Here is a 15,902-nt window from a genome sequence, read left to right on the forward strand (position 1 = left end):
CACTTCATTGGTCTCGGAAGCGATGTTGTTCAGCAGGGATCTTATCTTATCCGAAGAGGCGCGGGACTGCTCGGCGAGTTTCCTCACTTCGTCCGCCACCACTGCAAACCCGCGTCCCGCTTCCCCGGCGCGTGCCGCTTCTATCGCCGCGTTTAACGCCAGCAGGTTCGTTTGTTCTGCTATCCCGTTGATCACTTCCAGGATTTCTCCTACCTGGCTTACCGATCCTTTCAGCCCTTCCAGCCTCTCCCTGACTGCCTTGAAGGCCTCGCTTACACTCCTGATAGAGCCTATAAGACTGTCGAGTTCTTCTTTGCCTGTAGCGGCCAGGCGGGATGTCTCCTCACTGTTGGCCTTGACCCGGCCGAGTTCGGTATAAACCTTTTCCAGGTTGGTCGTCATCTTTTCAAGCAAGCCCAGTATCTCCTGCAGGTGGCTCGACTGCTCCCCGGCTCCCGCAGCCACCTGCTGGATGGCTTTAGCGGTTTCACCGGAAGAGGATGCGATCTCTTCTGACGACGCGCTTAAGTTTTCAGAGTTGCTGGATAGGGTCTGGGCGTCGGTCTTTAGCTGTACCAGCAGGGGTTTTATGTTAGCTAATATACGGTCAACGGCCCGGGTAAGCTCTCCTATCTCGTCCTTTGCGCGCAGGAATTTCTCAGACACCGGACGGGTAAAGTCGCCGTCGGCTATGGCCCCCAGGAAATCTAAAGCCATCCTAAGCGGCGCGGAAATCCTCCGCAGGATGAAGCTTGCCAAGCCCAGCAGGATTACTATGCCCAAAATAATTATAATCAGAGACATGTTCCGGGCACGTATATAGCTGGCGTTTGCTATATTCTTTTCATCTTCTGCCATCTGGAGAGATATTTCCGTAAGCGTATTAAGGGGTTCTCTAGCGTTTTCAAAGAGGTTATCTATTTGGTCACGCATTGCTACAGCCTGTTGCTTTGCTTCCGGCGTGCCCTCCTCAAGCAATTTTATATATCTATCAAGTTCCGTCTTCCATTTATCCCTGGCGTTTATATGCTGGGCAATAACCTCACGCTGCTGCCCGGTAGTCGCCAGCTCCGCGTACCCGTTCACCCGGTCAACTACCTGCTGGAAGTTTTCCTCTATATCTTTAAGAGAGTCGCCCCATTCTGGACTTCCAGGCGTATACTCGGACATCTTCAACTGGGCTACATAAACCTGGTAAAGGTCCCTGTCCGCGTTAAGTATTTTCTCTACGCTGGGGATAAAGACATCTTCTATCGTTACCGTAATCCCGTTGACCCTGGCCAGGTTATATATGCCGGCGTACCCCACGATCAGGGTAGTGATTATAGCTATTGCCAGCATAATAACCATGCTTGTCCGTAGTTTCATGCCGTTTGCCTCCTTTCGTAATTAGCGGTCGTAACCGCCTTATCGTTTTTTGCCTTTATGCTGTCATATTTCGTCAGGTTTTGTCTATATACATCGGTTATCATGGTCAATAATAAACCCCGCCTTGCATTTAAAGCGGGGTTTCGGATTTCAAGCGGGCCGTCTTCAGGGCAAAAAAACAACGCAACAGCTCGATCGCTGGCTGTAATTTGGTGTTCAGCCGGCATAGTCCAGCATCTCCTCAAGACATCGACAACCCCCTAGAGCTGGGCCTCGCCCCGGCAGCAGGATGTTATGGGGAGCCGCCCCGGGAAGCAGAAAACAATTCAACCATTGTCTTTAAAAATATATCCAAATCTTTAAGGCCATTTTTCATGATACTGTAGAGGGTATTATTATCAACATCCCAGTAAATATGTACTAACCTGTTGCGAAAGCGGGCCATACTGATAAGGGTGCCTACAAATTCCGGCGGAAAAATACCGGCTTCACCCAGTACGCGGAAGGTATCGGCGTAATCCTCCGGTATCCGCCAATTATTCTGGGCTATAATGTGGTTACTCAAATCAATGGCCGCCTCAATGGCGACAATAAATTGATATTTAGCGCTACCGATTTTATCCGGGTCGGCTAAAAAATCATTTTCAGGCAGGCGGGCCAGCTCCTGCAGTCGTTTTTGCGCCTGCTTAAACGCCGCCAGGAGCTTGCCGGCCTTCAAGGCGTCATATTTCAAGGCCCAAAGTCTCCTTTAAATAACGTTTGCGAAAAAGGACAAAATCAAAATACCTGTCCAGGACATACTCCTGAAAGTCAGCCCGGATATCAGGAGCATTCTCAAGCAACAGGCGGCCGTTTTTAAGCACACTGTACCTAAAGGACAAAGGGGCATTATTGAGGATACGAACGTCAACCGGATAAGGTATCAAGGCCCGGATATCATCCTCCAGGCGAATTTCATAAAGAAAGTCAGCATCGCCCGGCGCCTTTTTACAAAGATAAACGGCCAGATCAATATCCCTGAAAGGTCCTTCCTCCAGGAAAGAACCGTGGAGGTAGGCAAAGGCAATCTCCCACCTTTTTTTCAAGGCGGCCGCGATTTTTTCCATCAGGCGTTCTTTTTCTTCATCCGTCAGGAAAAAAAACTTGAAACGATCCAGGCCTGTCACCTTCTTCCTTACTAAACCTCAAACTGGTCACTTACCTGCTACCATTGTAAATATTATAACGAAATGTTGCAAGATAAAGATCTCGAAGCCAGCTTCTCCCGCCAGGCAGCCGCATTGCAAAACATCCTGTTCCTCCTTACAGGGCCACTGATCCACCTGGTGGCAGTATCACTCCAGCCTACAATCCCGGTGCCATGGCTTTATCCACCAGCCTCTTCAGCATTACCACGGCTTCGGCCCGGGTGGCGCGCTCCCGGGGCGCCAGGCCCCCATCGCGGCCGCCGATGATCCCTGCCGTCACGACTGCCACCATAGCCGGCCGCGCCCAGGAAGGAACATCCGCCTGATCTTTATATTCCTGCAGGACGTCCTCCACCGCGCCGGGTTCCTGCTGCACCGCCAGGCCCTTTATAGTCATGGCGTTCTGCAGCATAGCTGCCATTTCGGCCCTCGTTATCGGGCTGTTGGGCTTAAAGGTCTTATCATCAAAGCCGTGCACCAGTCCCGCCCGGACGGCGGCGGCCACGGGGGAAGCGTACCAGGCATCAGGCGGCACATCCTTGAAGATAACTGCCGTCCCCTGCGCCGGCAATTCCAGGACCCGCTGCAGGAGGCTCGTAAATTCAGCTCTGCTAATCGCGCGGTCAGGCTCAAACCGTCCCTCACCCACGCCGGCGGCGATATGCCTGGCTGCCATAATCTCTACATCCCTGGCCGCCCAATGACCCGCCAGGTCGGCAAATCCGGCCCGGTACTCCATGACGGCGTAACTACCGTTACCCGGCAGGGTAAATTCCAGGTAAGGTCCTTCTTTCACTATCCTGCCACTGCAGTAGACCAGGGTCCCATCCTCCTGCACCTGGTAGACGCCCAGGAGGTCCCGGTCCAGCCCCTGTTCCTCTTCATATTTTATCCTGGCGACGATACCGGACGGGAGCCCCGCCTTATCCCCGGCGGTGAGGGTATAAACCACACCGGCCGCCCTGTAACCCGGGCCATTAACTTCTTTTACCCGTGCCAGGTCCGGGCTCGCCTGGCTGCACGCCAGCTCCGCCCCGCCAGAGCCCAAAGCCGCATAGGCGGCCGGCGGCAGGGTAAGGCATACCGGGCCGTAGTCCAGCTCCAGGGTTGCCCCCATTTCCTCCAGGTCCCGGAGCAGGGCCGGCGGCAGGGAAAAAATCCGGGAAGAAGCCGTCTCCCCGGCCAGGGAAAGGACCAGCCTGCCGTCCTTTATCCCGGCGGCCGCTTCCGGTGTCACCTGCCAGGTAACTACCCCGGCTGCTGCATCACGCTGGATCGCTTCCCCCGTACCCGCCGGCGGCACCCCCGGCCCGCCCCCACCGGTTGCGGGCTGCCCGCCGGTGCCCAGCAGGTCGGCTACAATCTGCTGCCTGACGGGCTCCAGGGCCGGCGGGAAATTGCCCTGCAGGAGAGCTTGAATACTGGAACTGGACGACAGTGCCCCGGCAAGGGTATTATATTTTTCATCAAGCAGCAATTTCATCGCCGTTTTCATGACCAGGGCGTTTACCTCATCCTCACTATCAATGCCCTCCGTACCGGCAGCTGCAATTCCTTCCTGCAGCTCCGCCAGGAAGGAGCGGATGTCGCCGTCAAAATCCTTTTCGGTGCCGTTTAACTTGAGGTATTTTTCGAGCAGTTCCCCGCGGTAGGACTGGTAGGCGGGGTCGCCTTTCAGCCGGTCGTAAAGCCCGGGAAGATCCAGCCCCGCGGCCGCGACCGGCCCTCCCGTTAGTGAAAGCAGCATAAGAAACAACAGCGTCCAGCAAATAAAAAACCTTGTAGAAACCCTCCGCAGCAACCTTCTTCCCCCCGGTTAAAAAATAGGAGGCATGCCCGCCGTTGGAGGCATACCCCCGTTTTCTTTCAACAAGCAGGTTAAATACGGTCCTGCAGCCGTTTGAGCATGACCACCGTCTCCGCCCGGGTGGCGCTGCCCAGGGGCACGAAGGTGGTAACCGTCCGGCCGGCAATTAACCCGGCCTCCACCGCTACAGCCGCGCTCTCCCTGGCCCAGGCCGCGATGCTGCCGCTGTCAGTGAACCTGCTCAAGATATCGGCCACCCGGCCGGTGACATCCACCTTCTTGCCGGTGTAAGCCAGGGCCCGGCTCAACATGGCGGCCATCTCCTGGCGGCTGATGGCCTTATCCGGCCGGAAGCTGCCGTCCTCGTAACCAGCCACCAGGCCGGTCCCGGCGGCAGTCACCACGGCGCCGTAATACCAGTCGCCCGGCCGGATGTCATTAAAGGGATTGACGGCGGCCCCATCCTCATCGATGCCCAGGGCACGTAGCAGGAAGGCCGTAAACTGCGCCCGTGTTACCTGGCCTCCGGGATTGAATTCATCGGCCGTGACGCCGGCCGCAACGTGGCGGGCAGCCATGATCTCGATATCCCGCTGGGCCCAGTGTCCCTGGATGTCGCTGAAGGTCTTTTCATAGGACAGCACCGTGTACTTCGAGAAGGATTTAAGGATGGCGCTGATGGAATTGGTGGCCTTATCCACCCTGCCGCCCCTGTATTCCCAAATGCCTGCAGCAACATTGTAGCGGTAGATGCCCAGCTTGTCGGCGTCCACACTCTGCGGGCGATAAGTCAGGGTAAGGGTCACGGGTTTGGCCGGGGTAACCGCCTGCCGGTCGTCACCCTTTACGGCAAACAGGTCGATCTCGACAACGTCCGCAGCCTGGCGCATTGCTGCCGGTAGAGCGCCGGTAAACGCCCGGGCCTCTGCTTCATCCAGGACCTGGAAGGCAAAATTAATTTTTATCTCCGGCGCGGCCAAAACCTCCGGCGGTATCACTCCTGCCGGGAGAAGCGCCTTAACACCGGCCACTTCCAGGGAAAGGGCTTTAGCTTCTTCCGCGGCTTTAGTAAAGACGGCGGCCGGCAGTTCCATCGTAACGGTTTTTACGGTCACATCTGCCGGGAGGTCAACTTTAAAGACCACCGGGCCGGTGGCAGTTTGGGCAATCAGGTCGGCCGCCTTGCCTGCATCGATGGCAGTCGTCACGCTGCCCGTGGATTTGTCGATGGTTACCTGACCGAAGTCGGTGGTAGTGGTAGTAGTCTCCCCGGCCGGCGGGACACCACCGCCACCACCGGAAGCAGCCGTAGTAACTGTCACTTCAAATTCCGCCAGCCATAGCGTGTTGTTAAAATCCGGCTTCGCCCCCGCCGAGGGATGGTAAGCGCGGACGGTGATAGTCCCCTTTTTATGGGCAGTTAGCTTGTTCCCGTCAAAACTGGCGACATACGGATCGGACGACTGCCACCCCAAGACGGCAGCTACAGCAGGACTCACTTCGAATTGGTTTAAAACCGTTAATCCGAATTCACGGGTATCGCCGACAGTCAAAGTGGTGCTGCCCAGCGGCTGAGTCCGGGAGCGTATGTATCCCTTCAGCAGGGCCTGCTCGGCGGCTTTGCCGTGGTCCACTTTAGCGCGCAAAGCTTCTTTAACCTGCATCAACCGCTCGATATCCCAACCCAAACCCGTCATCAGGGCGTCTTTAAAATCAGAATTTACCTCAGAGGCGGCGTCAGACACAATGTCGCTGAAACTGTCCAAAACTGCATCATAGCTTGAACCTGTTATAAAATCCGCTAAAATATTGCCGAGTTTCTCTTCAATAGCACCAGGTAAATTTTCCTCAACAGCCAGGGCAAAATCCCAGGCCTCGTCGACGTTTACGCCCGGTAATAACTTGCTAAATATTTCGCTGTTGTCGGGGTCGGTACGGAAGGTGTTGATTTTTTCTTTCAATTCGCCAGCGTCCTGCGAGTACTGGATTTCAGCCGCGGCTATAATCATTGGCGCCAGCTCACAGGCAGCTGTATTTTCATCATCAATATCAAGCTTGGTTTTTACATCTTCGGTTATCAAACCATTACCAACTAAAATACTCGCTACCTCGTCCTCTCTAAGCCCCGCAAGCTCATTCTTTGCCGCCTGGATATCCTTCTTATCAGCATCGTCCAGGCAGTCATACACCTCTCCCAGCCTGTTCACCAGCCAAAATACCACCGTTCCTCGCGGTACGGTGGCGCCAGGGCTCACGGCTTTTTTACCACCATCGCTGTAATGGCTGCTTTAAAGGACGGCCATCACCCGTACCAGGACAATAAACCCGAAGCCAATGAGCAAGGGGATGATGCCCACGGTCAGGGCGCGGCTGAGGGGCCGTACCCACGGGTAAGGGGCTGCGACCGCCGTTCCTTCCCCCGTGCCCTCGACGCTTGTGCCGGCATCCAGCAGTTCCTTGGCGATCAGGAAGGCGATCAGGCAGAGGACTGCCGCCAGGCCAAGTCCCGCAGCCATGGTGGAGCTGGCAATGGTGGTGACGGTGGTGGTTGTGACCGTAGAGATCAACGGCAACACCTCCCGTTATTTATTTTGCGGGGGGCTCCTTCCCCGGCTATCTGGATTATTTCGGCATAAATAGAAATTCCTCCTTTGTGGTTTTAATTTCGCTTGCTTTTGGTTAAAAGTTTCGTGCCTCGCCTCGCCCGCTGCCGGGCATAAAATTTATAGGCGGTCCCCTTGTGGCAGAGGACCGCCTCGATAGGAAAGTGTTATCCAGTAGAGCGCTATACCTCCATGATAATCGGCAAGATCATGGGGCGGCGCCTGGTCTTTTCATAGAGGAACTTGCTTAAAGAGTCGCGGATATTGCCTTTTATGGTGGCCCAGTCGGTTACCCGGCGTTCCTCGCATTTTTCCAGGGCCTGGCGGACCTTTTCTTTGGCTTCCTCCAGCAGTTCCTCGGCCTCGCGGACGTAGACGAAGCCCCGGGAGACGATATCCGGCCCGGCGACGACGGCGCCGGTTTCTTTGCTTAAAGTTACGACGACGATCATCAGGCCGTCCTGGGCCAGCTGTTTGCGGTCCCGCAAGACAATATTGCCCACGTCGCCTACACCCAGGCCGTCCACCAGGAGCCTCCCGGCCGGAACCCGCCCCGTGATGCCGCCCCGCTCGCGGGTAAACTCCAGCACCTGGCCGTTTTCCGCCACGAAGACGTTTTCCGGCGGGATGCCGAGTTCTTCGGCCAGGCGGGCATGCTTGATGAGCATGCGGTATTCGCCGTGGACGGGGACGAAGAATTTGGGTTTGACCAGGCTTAAGACCAGCTTGAGCTCTTCCTGGCTGGCGTGGCCGGAGACGTGGACGCCGTCTACGGCCTCGTGGTAGACGTCGGCCCCCTGGCGGAAGAGCTGGTCCACCGTCCGCGCCACCAGCTTTTCGTTGCCGGGTATGGGCAGGGCCGAGATGATGACCGTGTCGCCGGGGACGATCTCGATCTGGCGGTGGTCGTTCCTGGCGATGCGGGTCAGGGCCGACATGGGCTCGCCCTGGCTGCCGGTGGAGATGATCACCGTCCTGTTCTTGGGCAGGTAGGCCAGCTCGCTCAAATCCACCAGGGTGTCGTCCGGGATATCCAGGTAGCCCAGCTCCAGGGCGATGTTGACGACGTTGACCATGCTGCGGCCGACCACGGCCACCTTGCGGTTGTACTTGCAGGCGGTGGAGATTATCTGCTGCAGCCGGTGCACGTTGGAAGCGAAGCTGGCGACGATAACCCGCTCCCGGGCCCGGCGGAAAACCTCGTCAAAGGTCGCCCCCACCACCTTTTCGGACATGGTGTAGCCGGGGCGCTCGACGTTGGTGCTGTCAGACAGCAGCACCAGGACGCCTTCTTCCCCCAGCCGGGCGAATTTATAGAAGTCGAAAACCTCGCCGTCAATGGGCGTGTAATCGATTTTGAAATCGCTGGTGTGGACAATAGTCCCCACCGGCGTGTGGATGGCCAGGGCCACCGTGTCGGCGATGGAATGGCTGACGTGGATGAACTCCACCCTGAAGGGGCCGACCCGCAGGGTATCCCGGGGCTTCACCTGCTGCAGCTTTACCCCGTTCAGGTTGCCCTGCTCCTTCAACTTGGCCTGGAGCAGGCCCAGGGTAAGTCTCGTGCCGTACACGGGCACGTTCAGGTCCTTCAGCACATAGGGCAGGGCGCCGATATGGTCTTCGTGGCCGTGGGTAACGATGATCCCCTTCACCATCTGCCGGTGCTCCAGCAGGTAGGTGTAGTCGGGTATTACTGCATCCACGCCCAGCATCTCTTCCTCGGGAAAGGTAAGGCCGCAATCGACGACCAGTATGCTGTTCCCGTACCTGATCGCCATCATGTTCTTGCCTATCTCCCCGAGGCCGCCCAGGGGAATCAGGGATACTTTTTGCTCGTTTTCGGCCATTAATCCACCTCCATTGATAAAAATTTTACGGCGCCATCACAATTAAACCGGGCCTGCTCGTGCCGGCCCGGTTATAACCCACGATCTCAACCAGCTATATTTATTATACCCCATCCGTCCTGTTCCCGCAACATCACCCGGCCGGCAAAACGCCGGCTTCTTTCAGGGCGGCGGCGATTTTTTCCTTTTCCGCCTGGTTGGCCCCGACCAGGGGCAGGCGCACCGGGCCGGACGGCAGCCCCAGCATTTGCAGGGCTTCCTTGACCGGCACCGGGTTGGAGGTTATAAATAGGGCTTTAAACAAGGGGAAGAGCTCCCGGTGCAGGGCCGCCGCCGCGGCCACGTCACCGCCGGCAAAGGCCCTGACCATGGCCTGCATCTTTTCCCCCGCCACATGGGAGGCGACGCTGATCACGCCATGGGCGCCCACGGCCATTAAGGGCAGGGTCAGGGAGTCGTCGCCGCTGTACAGGAGGAAACCGGGCGGCGCGTCTTTGATGATGGCCGTGGCCTGGTCCATATCGCCGCTGGCTTCTTTGACGGCGACGATGTTTTTAATCTCCGCCAGGCGTAAGGTCGTGGCCGCCTCCATATTGCGCCCCGTGCGGGAGGGGATATTGTAGAGGATGATGGGTAGGGAAACGGCCCCGGCAATGGCTTTAAAATGCTGGTACAGGCCCTCCTGGGAGGGGCGGTTGTAGTAGGGTACCACCAGCATCAAGCCGTCTACCCCCAGGGCTTCTGCCTCCCGGGAGAGCTCGATGCTGGCGGCGGTGGAGTTGGTACCCGTGCCGGCAATGACCGCCGCCCTGCCGCCCACCGCTTCTTTGACAGCCCGGAAAAGGGCTATCTTCTCGTCATGGCTCAAAGCCGGCGACTCCCCGGTGGTGCCGGCCACCACCAGGCCGTCGCTGCCGTGGTCTACCAGGTAAGCGGCCAGTTGCTTAGCGCCGTCCAGGTCTAGTTTACCATCTTCTGTAAAAGGGGTCACCATGGCAGTGAGGATTCTACCCCACGGCATTAGCTTTCACCTCGCCTGTTTCTTCATCGTGCAGCTTGAATTCGCGGTGCAGGACCTGTACGGCCCGCTCCATGTCGGCCTGGTCTACCAGGCACCATATCGAGGTATAAGAATCGGCCGACTGTAAAATCTTTATTCCCGCGCGGTTCAGGGCGGTGACGATGGCCGCCATGACCCCGGGTACGCCGCGCATGCCGGCCCCCACGGCAGCCACCTTGGCGCAGTTGGGACGGGCCGCAACGTTAAAGCCCAATCCTTCGATCAACTCCACCGCCCGGCCGGCGACGCCGGCGGCGACGGTAAAGACCAGTTCGCCGGGAAAGACGTTAATGAAGTCCACGCTGATGTCGTCCCGGGCCAGGGTCTGGAAAACGGTCTCGGCCCCTGCGTCGCCCGGCAGGGCAACCTTCAGCTGGGTCAGGCCGGCCATATGGGTGATGCCCGTTATTACCCGGTCCCGGCTGATATGCACGCCGCCGGGGCCCGGCTGCCAGGCCACTACCAGGGTGCCCGGCCCGTCGCCAAAGGTGGACTTGATCTTCAAGGGGATATTTCCTTCCTGGGCGATTTCCACGGCGCGGGGATGGATCACTTTTGCCCCTTCGTAGGCCATCTGGCAGGCTTCCGTATAGGTGATGGTGCTCAGGGTCCTGGCGTCGCTGACGATGCGGGGGTCGGCCGTCTTGACACCGTCCACGTCGGTGAAAATCTCCACCGCTTCCGCCTGCAGGGCCACGCCCAGGGCCGCGGCCGTGGTGTCGCTGCCGCCCCGGCCCAGGGTGGTGATTTCCCCGGCTTCGGTAACCCCCTGGAAGCCGGCCACCACCACAACCTGTTCCTGCTCCAGGCAGGACCGGACCCGCCGGGGGTCCACCCGGAGGATACGGGCGTCGTTAAAGCGGGCGTCGGTAATGATGCCGGCCTGGCCGCCGGTAAGAAAGACGGCCGGCAGGCCCCGTCCCTGCAAGGTCGCGCTTAACACGACACCGGCAATAATCTCCCCGCAGGACAGGAGCAAGTCGCGTTCCCGGGGAGAAATGGGGTTGCCGGACAACAAATCCAGTAATGTATCGGTGGCATAGGGTGCCCCGCGGCGGCCCATGGCCGAAACGACGACCGCCACCCGGTAACCGGCCCGGCAGGCCGCTTCAATATGCCGGGCCACCAGCAACCGCTGCTCCGGGGTGGCTACCGAGGAGCCGCCGAACTTCTGCACCAGGACCTTCATGGCCGTCACCTCGCTTTTAGAGAAGGCCCTCCTGCACCAGCAGTTCCGCAATCTGGACGGCGTTGGTCGCCGCGCCCTTGCGTAAATTATCGGCTACGATCCACATGTTCAGGCCGCAGGGGACGGTAAAATCTTCGCGGATGCGGCCGACGAAGACTTCATCGCGGCCGTCGGCATGGATGGCCAGGGGATAGGCTCTGGCTTCCAGGTCATCCACCACCACGACCCCCGGCGCCCGGCGCAGGAGTTCCCTGGCCGCCGCTGCCGTCAGTTTTTCCCGTGTCTCCACGTTGACCGCTTCCGAGTGGCCGTTAAAGACCGGCACCCGCACCGTCGTGGCCGTTACCTGGATCTGGTCGTCGCCCATGATCTTTTTGGTCTCGTTGACCATTTTCATTTCTTCTTTGCTGTAGCCGTTCTCCAGGAAGACGTCGATGTGGGGCAGGCAGTTGAAGGCGATCGGCCAGGGAAATACCCTGCCCGTTACCTCTTCCCCGTTCAGGACCTGCTGCGCCTGCTGCCGCAGCTCGTCGATGGCTTCCTGGCCGGCGCCGGATACGGCCTGGTAGGTGGAAACAACAATCCTCTTGATGCCGGCGGCGTCGTAGATGGGTTTTAGAGCCACCACCATCTGGATGGTGGAGCAGTTGGGATTGGCGATCAAACCTTTGTGCCAGCGGACGTCCCGGGGATTGACCTCCGGCACCACCAGGGGCACCTCGGGGTCCATGCGGAAGTTGTTGCTGTTGTCGATTACCACCGCGCCGGCTTCCACCGCCGCCCGGCCGTAAAGCTTGCTGGCCTCGCCGCCGGCGAAGAGGGCCACGTCAATGCCGGCAAAGGAGGCCGGGGTGGTTTCTTCGATAACGTACTCCTCATTCCTGAAGGTTACGGTTTTGCCTGCCGAACGGCTGGTGGCCAGGACCTTCAGCCTGCCGACGGGGAAATTCCTCTCCTCCAAAACCTTGAGCATGGCCTGGCCCACGGCTCCGGTTCCAACTACAGCGACGTTATAAGTCTTCATTTGCTGATTGCTATCCTCCTGTCGCCTGTCCCTTTGGCGGCGGACCCAGTAAAAGGGGCTGGATCTGGCGCCCCTCCAGGGCCGCCAGGATGGTGTCGACTATTAAATCCATACTGGCTACCAGGGAATTGGGTTTATTGTGGGGGTCGTCCTGGCCAAAGGGAACCAGGTAAATATTTTTCATGTTCATTACCCGGCCTAAATTCACGGCGTTGGCCCCCAGGCCGTCGTTGGTGGAAATGGCCAGCACCACCGGGCGCAGGTTGCGCAGCTGGGCTTTCATGGCCATCAGGACCGGGGTGTCGGTAATCCCGTTGGCCAGTTTGGCCAGGGTATTGCCGGTACAGGGGGCAACGACAATGACGTCGAAAAGTTTTTTCGGGCCGATCGGCTCTGCCGTAACAATAGTATCTATGGCTTTTTGCCCGGTAATTCTTTCTACCTCCGCCCGCCAGAAGGCACTGGTGCCGAAACGGGTATCGCTGTCCCTGACGGCCGGGGACAGGATCGGCACCGCCCTGGCGCCTTCGGCAACAACCCTGGCCAGCTCCTGCATTACCACCGCCAGGGTACAATGGGAGCCGGTGACGGCAAACCCTACTCTCTTGCCCTGCAGCCGCATGATAAGCACCTCCACGCAGGGTTTACAGTCGTCCCAGGCATTTCCGGATAACGGCGGGGTACACCCGGGCCAGGATTTCCCCGGCTGTCCGGGGGGCCACCTTGCCCGGCAGCCCCGGGGCGAGGACGGCCCGGCGCTTGAGGGCGGCAGCGGCGGCGAAATCAGTCCCACCGGGGTCCGACGCCAGGTCGATGATCAGGACCCCCGGCCTAGTCAGGGCCAGGAGTTCTCCCGTCAGGACCGGGGCGGGAACGGTATTGAAAATGACGTCGGCCCGCGCGATTACGGCTGCCAGATCGGTAAAGGCGAAGGCCGGCCACCCCACGGCGTAGGCCCGGGCCCGGTCGGGCGCCCCCCGGTCGACTACCGTCACCCGGGCGCCTATCCCGGCCAGCATCCGCGCCAGGGTGAAACCGGTACGGCCCAGGCCCAGGACGAAGGCCTCGCTGCCGTGCAGGGTAATGGGGAGCTCCTGCATGGCCATCATGATGGCCCCTTCGGCAGTAGGGATGGAATTTAAGATGGCCATTTCGTCCATCTCTGCCGTTTCTACCAGCTGCCAGCCGCGCTCTGCCGCTATTTCTTTCAGGAAGGCCTTGGCCACCCCTACCAGGACCGGCGTCCCCGGCGGGATGGCAGCGGCCAGTTCCCCGGTGAAATACAGGGGCCGCCGCGCCAGGGGGGCGTGGATGGTACCTCCCGCTTTTACCCCCGGCACCGGTAAAATAATTACCCCCGCTCCCCTCACGGCGTCCGGGGGATGGTCATAACAGGTGCAACCTTCCCGCTCCGGTAAATCACCCAGGCCGGCTACCTGCACTTCTGCTCCCCGGCGCAGCAGCTCTTCCAGGAGAACTATTTCCCGGGCATCGCCTCCCAGCATTGCCACCTTAGTCCCTGCCAGCATCCCGCCCATGCCGGAACGACCTCCTGTCAAGTTAGTACAACTGTACTACTTGCAATATATGTGCGGCCGCCCCGGGAGGTGCCAGGCCTATAATTCCAGCAGGTTTTCCAGCCCGTAAACCAGCCCTTTAAGGTGGAGGACCTGCCGCACGGCCAGTAAAAGCCCGGGCAAAAAGGCTTCCCGGCCGGTTGTGTCATGGCGGATGGTCAGGAGCTGTCCCTGGCCGCCGAAAATTACCTCCTGGTGGGCTATTGCTCCCGGCAGGCGCAGGCTGTGGACGGCCAGGCCCCGGTAAGCGCCTCCCCTGGCCCCGGGCACCTTTTCTTCCCCGGCCGGCAGGGGCGGTACCGCCTCCATCGCCCCGGCCATAAGTTCGGCCGTTTTTAAGGCCGTCCCCGAAGGGGCGTCGATCTTTTGTTCGTGGTGCATTTCGATAATTTCCGCCCGGGGGAAGTAACGGGCCGCCTGGCGGGCAAAGTGCATCATTAATATGGCCCCGAGGGAAAAATTGGGAGCCACCACCGCGCCTACCTGCCGGGCTTCGCAGAGCTGGTGCAGCTCGTCCAGCTGCGCAGTGCTCATGCCGGTGGTGCCGATGACCGGGCTTACCCCCTCCTCTACGGCCAGGCGGGCGTTGGCCAGGGCGGCGGCGGCCACGGTGAAATCGACCAGCACCCGGGGGCGGGCGGCCCTTATCACTGCTGCCAGGTCGTCACTGATGGACACCCCGGCAGGCTGCAAGCCGTTTAAGGTGCCGATATCCGTGCCGGCCGCCACCCGGTCTACGGCGCCTACCACTTCTATGTCATCAGCCTGGAGCAGGCCCTTCGTCATCTCCCGGCCCATGCGGCCGGCGGCGCCGGTAACTACCACTCTTATCGTTGCTGTCACCCCCTTTTAAAAAAACTAAGGGGAAACCATGAGCATCCCGCTCCGGTTTCCCCCGGATTACCAGAATACTCATCTCGCCAGGCCTCTTCGTGCGAGTAGCGCTCCACCGTTAACGCCTCGCCTCCGGCGCCGGTCCCATGCCTCAATACCGGCGCCCCCGCCGTTACGGTGACAGTCCGGCCCTTATTCAGCGGCCGTCCCAGGAAGATGACCTTGGGCCTGCCATCTCCCTTCGGCAGCGTACCCTTTCCTGCCGGCTCACCGGTGCCCGCCTCACCGGCAGTACTCTTGCCCGCTGCACCTCTACCCCACTGCACACGAGATGAGTTTATGCCTTTGTTTACCCTATGATACCACCGGAGATAAGTCCTGTCAATCTTTCTCCCGCCGGCGGCTGTAAGTGGGATCCAGGCTGACTACTACCACTTCGCTGCCGACCTTCTGGACGGCTTCCCAGGGGATCACCATTTCCTGGCGGGCGCCGAATAAAGACAGCCATCTCCCCTTCACGGGCAGGATAATGGCGGCAATGGTCCCCCCGGCCAGGTCCAGGATCAGGTCGGCGTCGCCGATATGTCCCAGGCGGGAGCCGTCGTAGAGGTTAATTATCTCCTTGCCCATGAGTTCCGTCAGGCGCATGCCTCTACCGCCCTTTCCGCCGCGGCCAGATAACCAGGACCAGGGGCTGGACGAGGGCTATTATCAGGGCGACAACGGCCAGGGGATCGACCAGCAACCCGCCGATGGCTATCGTTTGCGGCAGGCTGATCTTTAAGAAGCTGGCCAGGAGCACCAGGGAGAGGTAAATACCCCCGGCGATGGCTGCCAGTTCGGCCAGGGCCCGGGAAACGGGGCTGGCGACGGCTTCCATATTGCTGCTGCGGTAAAAGCCGACCTTGGCCTTTAGGGCCAGGATTAAAAGGAAGAGCAGGAGGCAGATAAAAAATAAAGCATTCATGGATCTCATCTCCCTTCGCTAAAACATATGAAGGGAGAGGTCTACTTTATGCCTCCTTGTCCTCCCCGATGGCGGCATATTCCTGCCGATCCGTCAGGCCCTGCTGCCGCTTGAAGTTTTCCTCGTTTTTAGCCAGGTACGCCCGGTAAAATTCGTCTGCCGTAATGCCGGCTTTGAGGCACATGCTGACGAGAAAGTGGAGGATGTCGACGAGTTCGCCTTTGATGGCTTCGCGGTCTAAAGGATGGGGATTCTTCCACCATTTGAAGTTTACTTCATCCAGGAGCTCTCCCAGCTCGGCGACCATGGCCAGGACTTCTTTCTGGATCCACTCCTCCAGGCCGTAACCGGGCAGCCGGCGCCGACGGGCCAGGTCCCTGTCGAAGCGCTCCTGGAGGGCAAAGATATGTTCTAAACGATCCATGAGTAATCCTCC

16 protein-coding genes, 1 pseudogene and 1 riboswitch are annotated in these 15,902 nt (G+C 59.2%); all 17 genes and pseudogenes read right to left on the bottom strand.

Annotation, left to right across the window (positions count from 1 at the left end; translation table 11 throughout):
• Nucleotides 1-1,314, bottom strand: a pseudogene (locus NWF31_RS12500) (methyl-accepting chemotaxis protein); the annotation flags it as partial.
• Between the two features lie 50 nt (nucleotides 1,315-1,364).
• Entirely contained in the window at nucleotides 1,365-1,595 is a 231-nt protein-coding gene (locus NWF31_RS12505; RefSeq protein WP_258360844.1) for a hypothetical protein, read from the bottom strand.
• 65 nt (nucleotides 1,596-1,660) lie between these two features.
• A complete protein-coding gene (gene hepT, locus NWF31_RS12510; protein WP_258360845.1) occupies nucleotides 1,661-2,101 on the bottom strand; it encodes a type VII toxin-antitoxin system HepT family RNase toxin in 441 nt (146 codons plus the stop codon).
• Entirely contained in the window at nucleotides 2,091-2,534 is a 444-nt protein-coding gene (gene mntA / locus NWF31_RS12515; protein WP_258360846.1) for a type VII toxin-antitoxin system MntA family adenylyltransferase antitoxin, read from the bottom strand. The genes hepT and mntA overlap by 11 nt, the downstream gene beginning before the upstream one ends.
• A gap of 178 nt (nucleotides 2,535-2,712) precedes the next feature.
• Nucleotides 2,713-4,356, bottom strand: coding sequence for an S-layer homology domain-containing protein (locus tag NWF31_RS12520; RefSeq protein WP_258360847.1), 1,644 nt, complete (start codon nucleotides 4,354-4,356; stop codon nucleotides 2,713-2,715).
• Between the two features lie 77 nt (nucleotides 4,357-4,433).
• Nucleotides 4,434-6,617 carry an S-layer homology domain-containing protein gene (locus NWF31_RS14840; protein ID WP_258360848.1) on the bottom strand — a complete coding sequence of 728 codons (2,184 nt, stop codon included), beginning with the start codon at nucleotides 6,615-6,617 and terminating at the stop codon, nucleotides 4,434-4,436.
• Between the two features lie 33 nt (nucleotides 6,618-6,650).
• The gene (locus tag NWF31_RS12530; RefSeq protein WP_258360849.1) at nucleotides 6,651-6,929 is read right to left on the bottom strand and encodes a hypothetical protein; all 279 of its coding nucleotides are present in this window, start codon (nucleotides 6,927-6,929) and stop codon (nucleotides 6,651-6,653) included.
• Between the two features lie 218 nt (nucleotides 6,930-7,147).
• Nucleotides 7,148-8,815 (bottom strand): ribonuclease J, encoded by a 1,668-nt coding sequence (locus NWF31_RS12535; protein ID WP_258360850.1) that lies wholly within the window; start codon nucleotides 8,813-8,815, stop codon nucleotides 7,148-7,150.
• Nucleotides 8,816-8,948: 133 nt separating this feature from the next.
• A complete protein-coding gene (dapA, locus tag NWF31_RS12540; protein ID WP_258360851.1) occupies nucleotides 8,949-9,836 on the bottom strand; it encodes a 4-hydroxy-tetrahydrodipicolinate synthase in 888 nt (295 codons plus the stop codon).
• A complete protein-coding gene (gene dapG, locus NWF31_RS12545; protein ID WP_258360852.1) occupies nucleotides 9,823-11,064 on the bottom strand; it encodes an aspartate kinase in 1,242 nt (413 codons plus the stop codon). The genes dapA and dapG overlap by 14 nt, the downstream gene beginning before the upstream one ends.
• Before the next feature lie 16 nt (nucleotides 11,065-11,080).
• Complete coding sequence (locus NWF31_RS12550) at nucleotides 11,081-12,088, bottom strand: aspartate-semialdehyde dehydrogenase (protein ID WP_258360853.1); 1,008 nt, start codon at nucleotides 12,086-12,088, stop codon at nucleotides 11,081-11,083.
• A 10-nt stretch (nucleotides 12,089-12,098) separates the two neighbouring features.
• Nucleotides 12,099-12,710 carry a dipicolinate synthase subunit B gene (locus NWF31_RS12555; RefSeq protein WP_258360854.1) on the bottom strand — a complete coding sequence of 204 codons (612 nt, stop codon included), beginning with the start codon at nucleotides 12,708-12,710 and terminating at the stop codon, nucleotides 12,099-12,101.
• A gap of 22 nt (nucleotides 12,711-12,732) precedes the next feature.
• The gene (gene dpsA / locus NWF31_RS12560) at nucleotides 12,733-13,626 is read right to left on the bottom strand and encodes a dipicolinate synthase subunit DpsA (protein WP_258360855.1); all 894 of its coding nucleotides are present in this window, start codon (nucleotides 13,624-13,626) and stop codon (nucleotides 12,733-12,735) included.
• A 78-nt stretch (nucleotides 13,627-13,704) separates the two neighbouring features.
• Nucleotides 13,705-14,508, bottom strand: a complete 804-nt coding sequence (gene dapB / locus NWF31_RS12565) for a 4-hydroxy-tetrahydrodipicolinate reductase (RefSeq protein WP_258360856.1) — start codon at nucleotides 14,506-14,508, stop codon at nucleotides 13,705-13,707.
• Between the two features lie 88 nt (nucleotides 14,509-14,596).
• Nucleotides 14,597-14,822, bottom strand: a riboswitch (Lysine riboswitch).
• 58 nt (nucleotides 14,823-14,880) lie between these two features.
• Entirely contained in the window at nucleotides 14,881-15,147 is a 267-nt protein-coding gene (locus NWF31_RS12570; protein WP_258360857.1) for a YlmC/YmxH family sporulation protein, read from the bottom strand.
• A gap of 4 nt (nucleotides 15,148-15,151) precedes the next feature.
• On the bottom strand, nucleotides 15,152-15,466 hold the full coding sequence (locus tag NWF31_RS12575; RefSeq protein ID WP_258360858.1) for a hypothetical protein: 315 nt from the start codon (nucleotides 15,464-15,466) through the stop codon (nucleotides 15,152-15,154).
• Between the two features lie 46 nt (nucleotides 15,467-15,512).
• Entirely contained in the window at nucleotides 15,513-15,890 is a 378-nt protein-coding gene (locus NWF31_RS12580) for a dUTPase (RefSeq protein ID WP_258360859.1), read from the bottom strand.
• Nucleotides 15,891-15,902: the final 12 nt, after the last annotated feature.

The sequence above is a fragment of the Neomoorella sulfitireducens genome (genome assembly GCF_024733845.1).
In the GTDB taxonomy this organism is placed as follows: Bacteria; Bacillota; DSM-521; order Neomoorellales; family Neomoorellaceae; genus Neomoorella; species Neomoorella sulfitireducens.

Bases quoted from the DNA above. Each gene is read 5' to 3' on its own strand.
- NWF31_RS12535 (WP_258360850.1), bottom strand. From the start codon at position 8,815: ATGGCCGAAAACGAGCAAAAAGTATCCCTGATTCCCCTGGGCGGCCTC.
- dapG (WP_258360852.1), bottom strand. From the start codon at position 11,064: ATGAAGGTCCTGGTGCAGAAGTTCGGCGGCTCCTCGGTAGCCACCCCG.
- NWF31_RS12580 (WP_258360859.1), bottom strand. From the start codon at position 15,890: ATGGATCGTTTAGAACATATCTTTGCCCTCCAGGAGCGCTTCGACAGG.
- NWF31_RS12550 (WP_258360853.1), bottom strand. From the start codon at position 12,088: ATGAAGACTTATAACGTCGCTGTAGTTGGAACCGGAGCCGTGGGCCAG.
- dpsA (WP_258360855.1), bottom strand. From the start codon at position 13,626: ATGGGCGGGATGCTGGCAGGGACTAAGGTGGCAATGCTGGGAGGCGAT.
- NWF31_RS12575 (WP_258360858.1), bottom strand. From the start codon at position 15,466: ATGAATGCTTTATTTTTTATCTGCCTCCTGCTCTTCCTTTTAATCCTG.
- NWF31_RS12570 (WP_258360857.1), bottom strand. From the start codon at position 15,147: ATGCGCCTGACGGAACTCATGGGCAAGGAGATAATTAACCTCTACGAC.
- NWF31_RS12555 (WP_258360854.1), bottom strand. From the start codon at position 12,710: ATGCGGCTGCAGGGCAAGAGAGTAGGGTTTGCCGTCACCGGCTCCCAT.
- dapA (WP_258360851.1), bottom strand. From the start codon at position 9,836: ATGCCGTGGGGTAGAATCCTCACTGCCATGGTGACCCCTTTTACAGAA.
- NWF31_RS12505 (WP_258360844.1), bottom strand. From the start codon at position 1,595: ATGCCGGCTGAACACCAAATTACAGCCAGCGATCGAGCTGTTGCGTTG.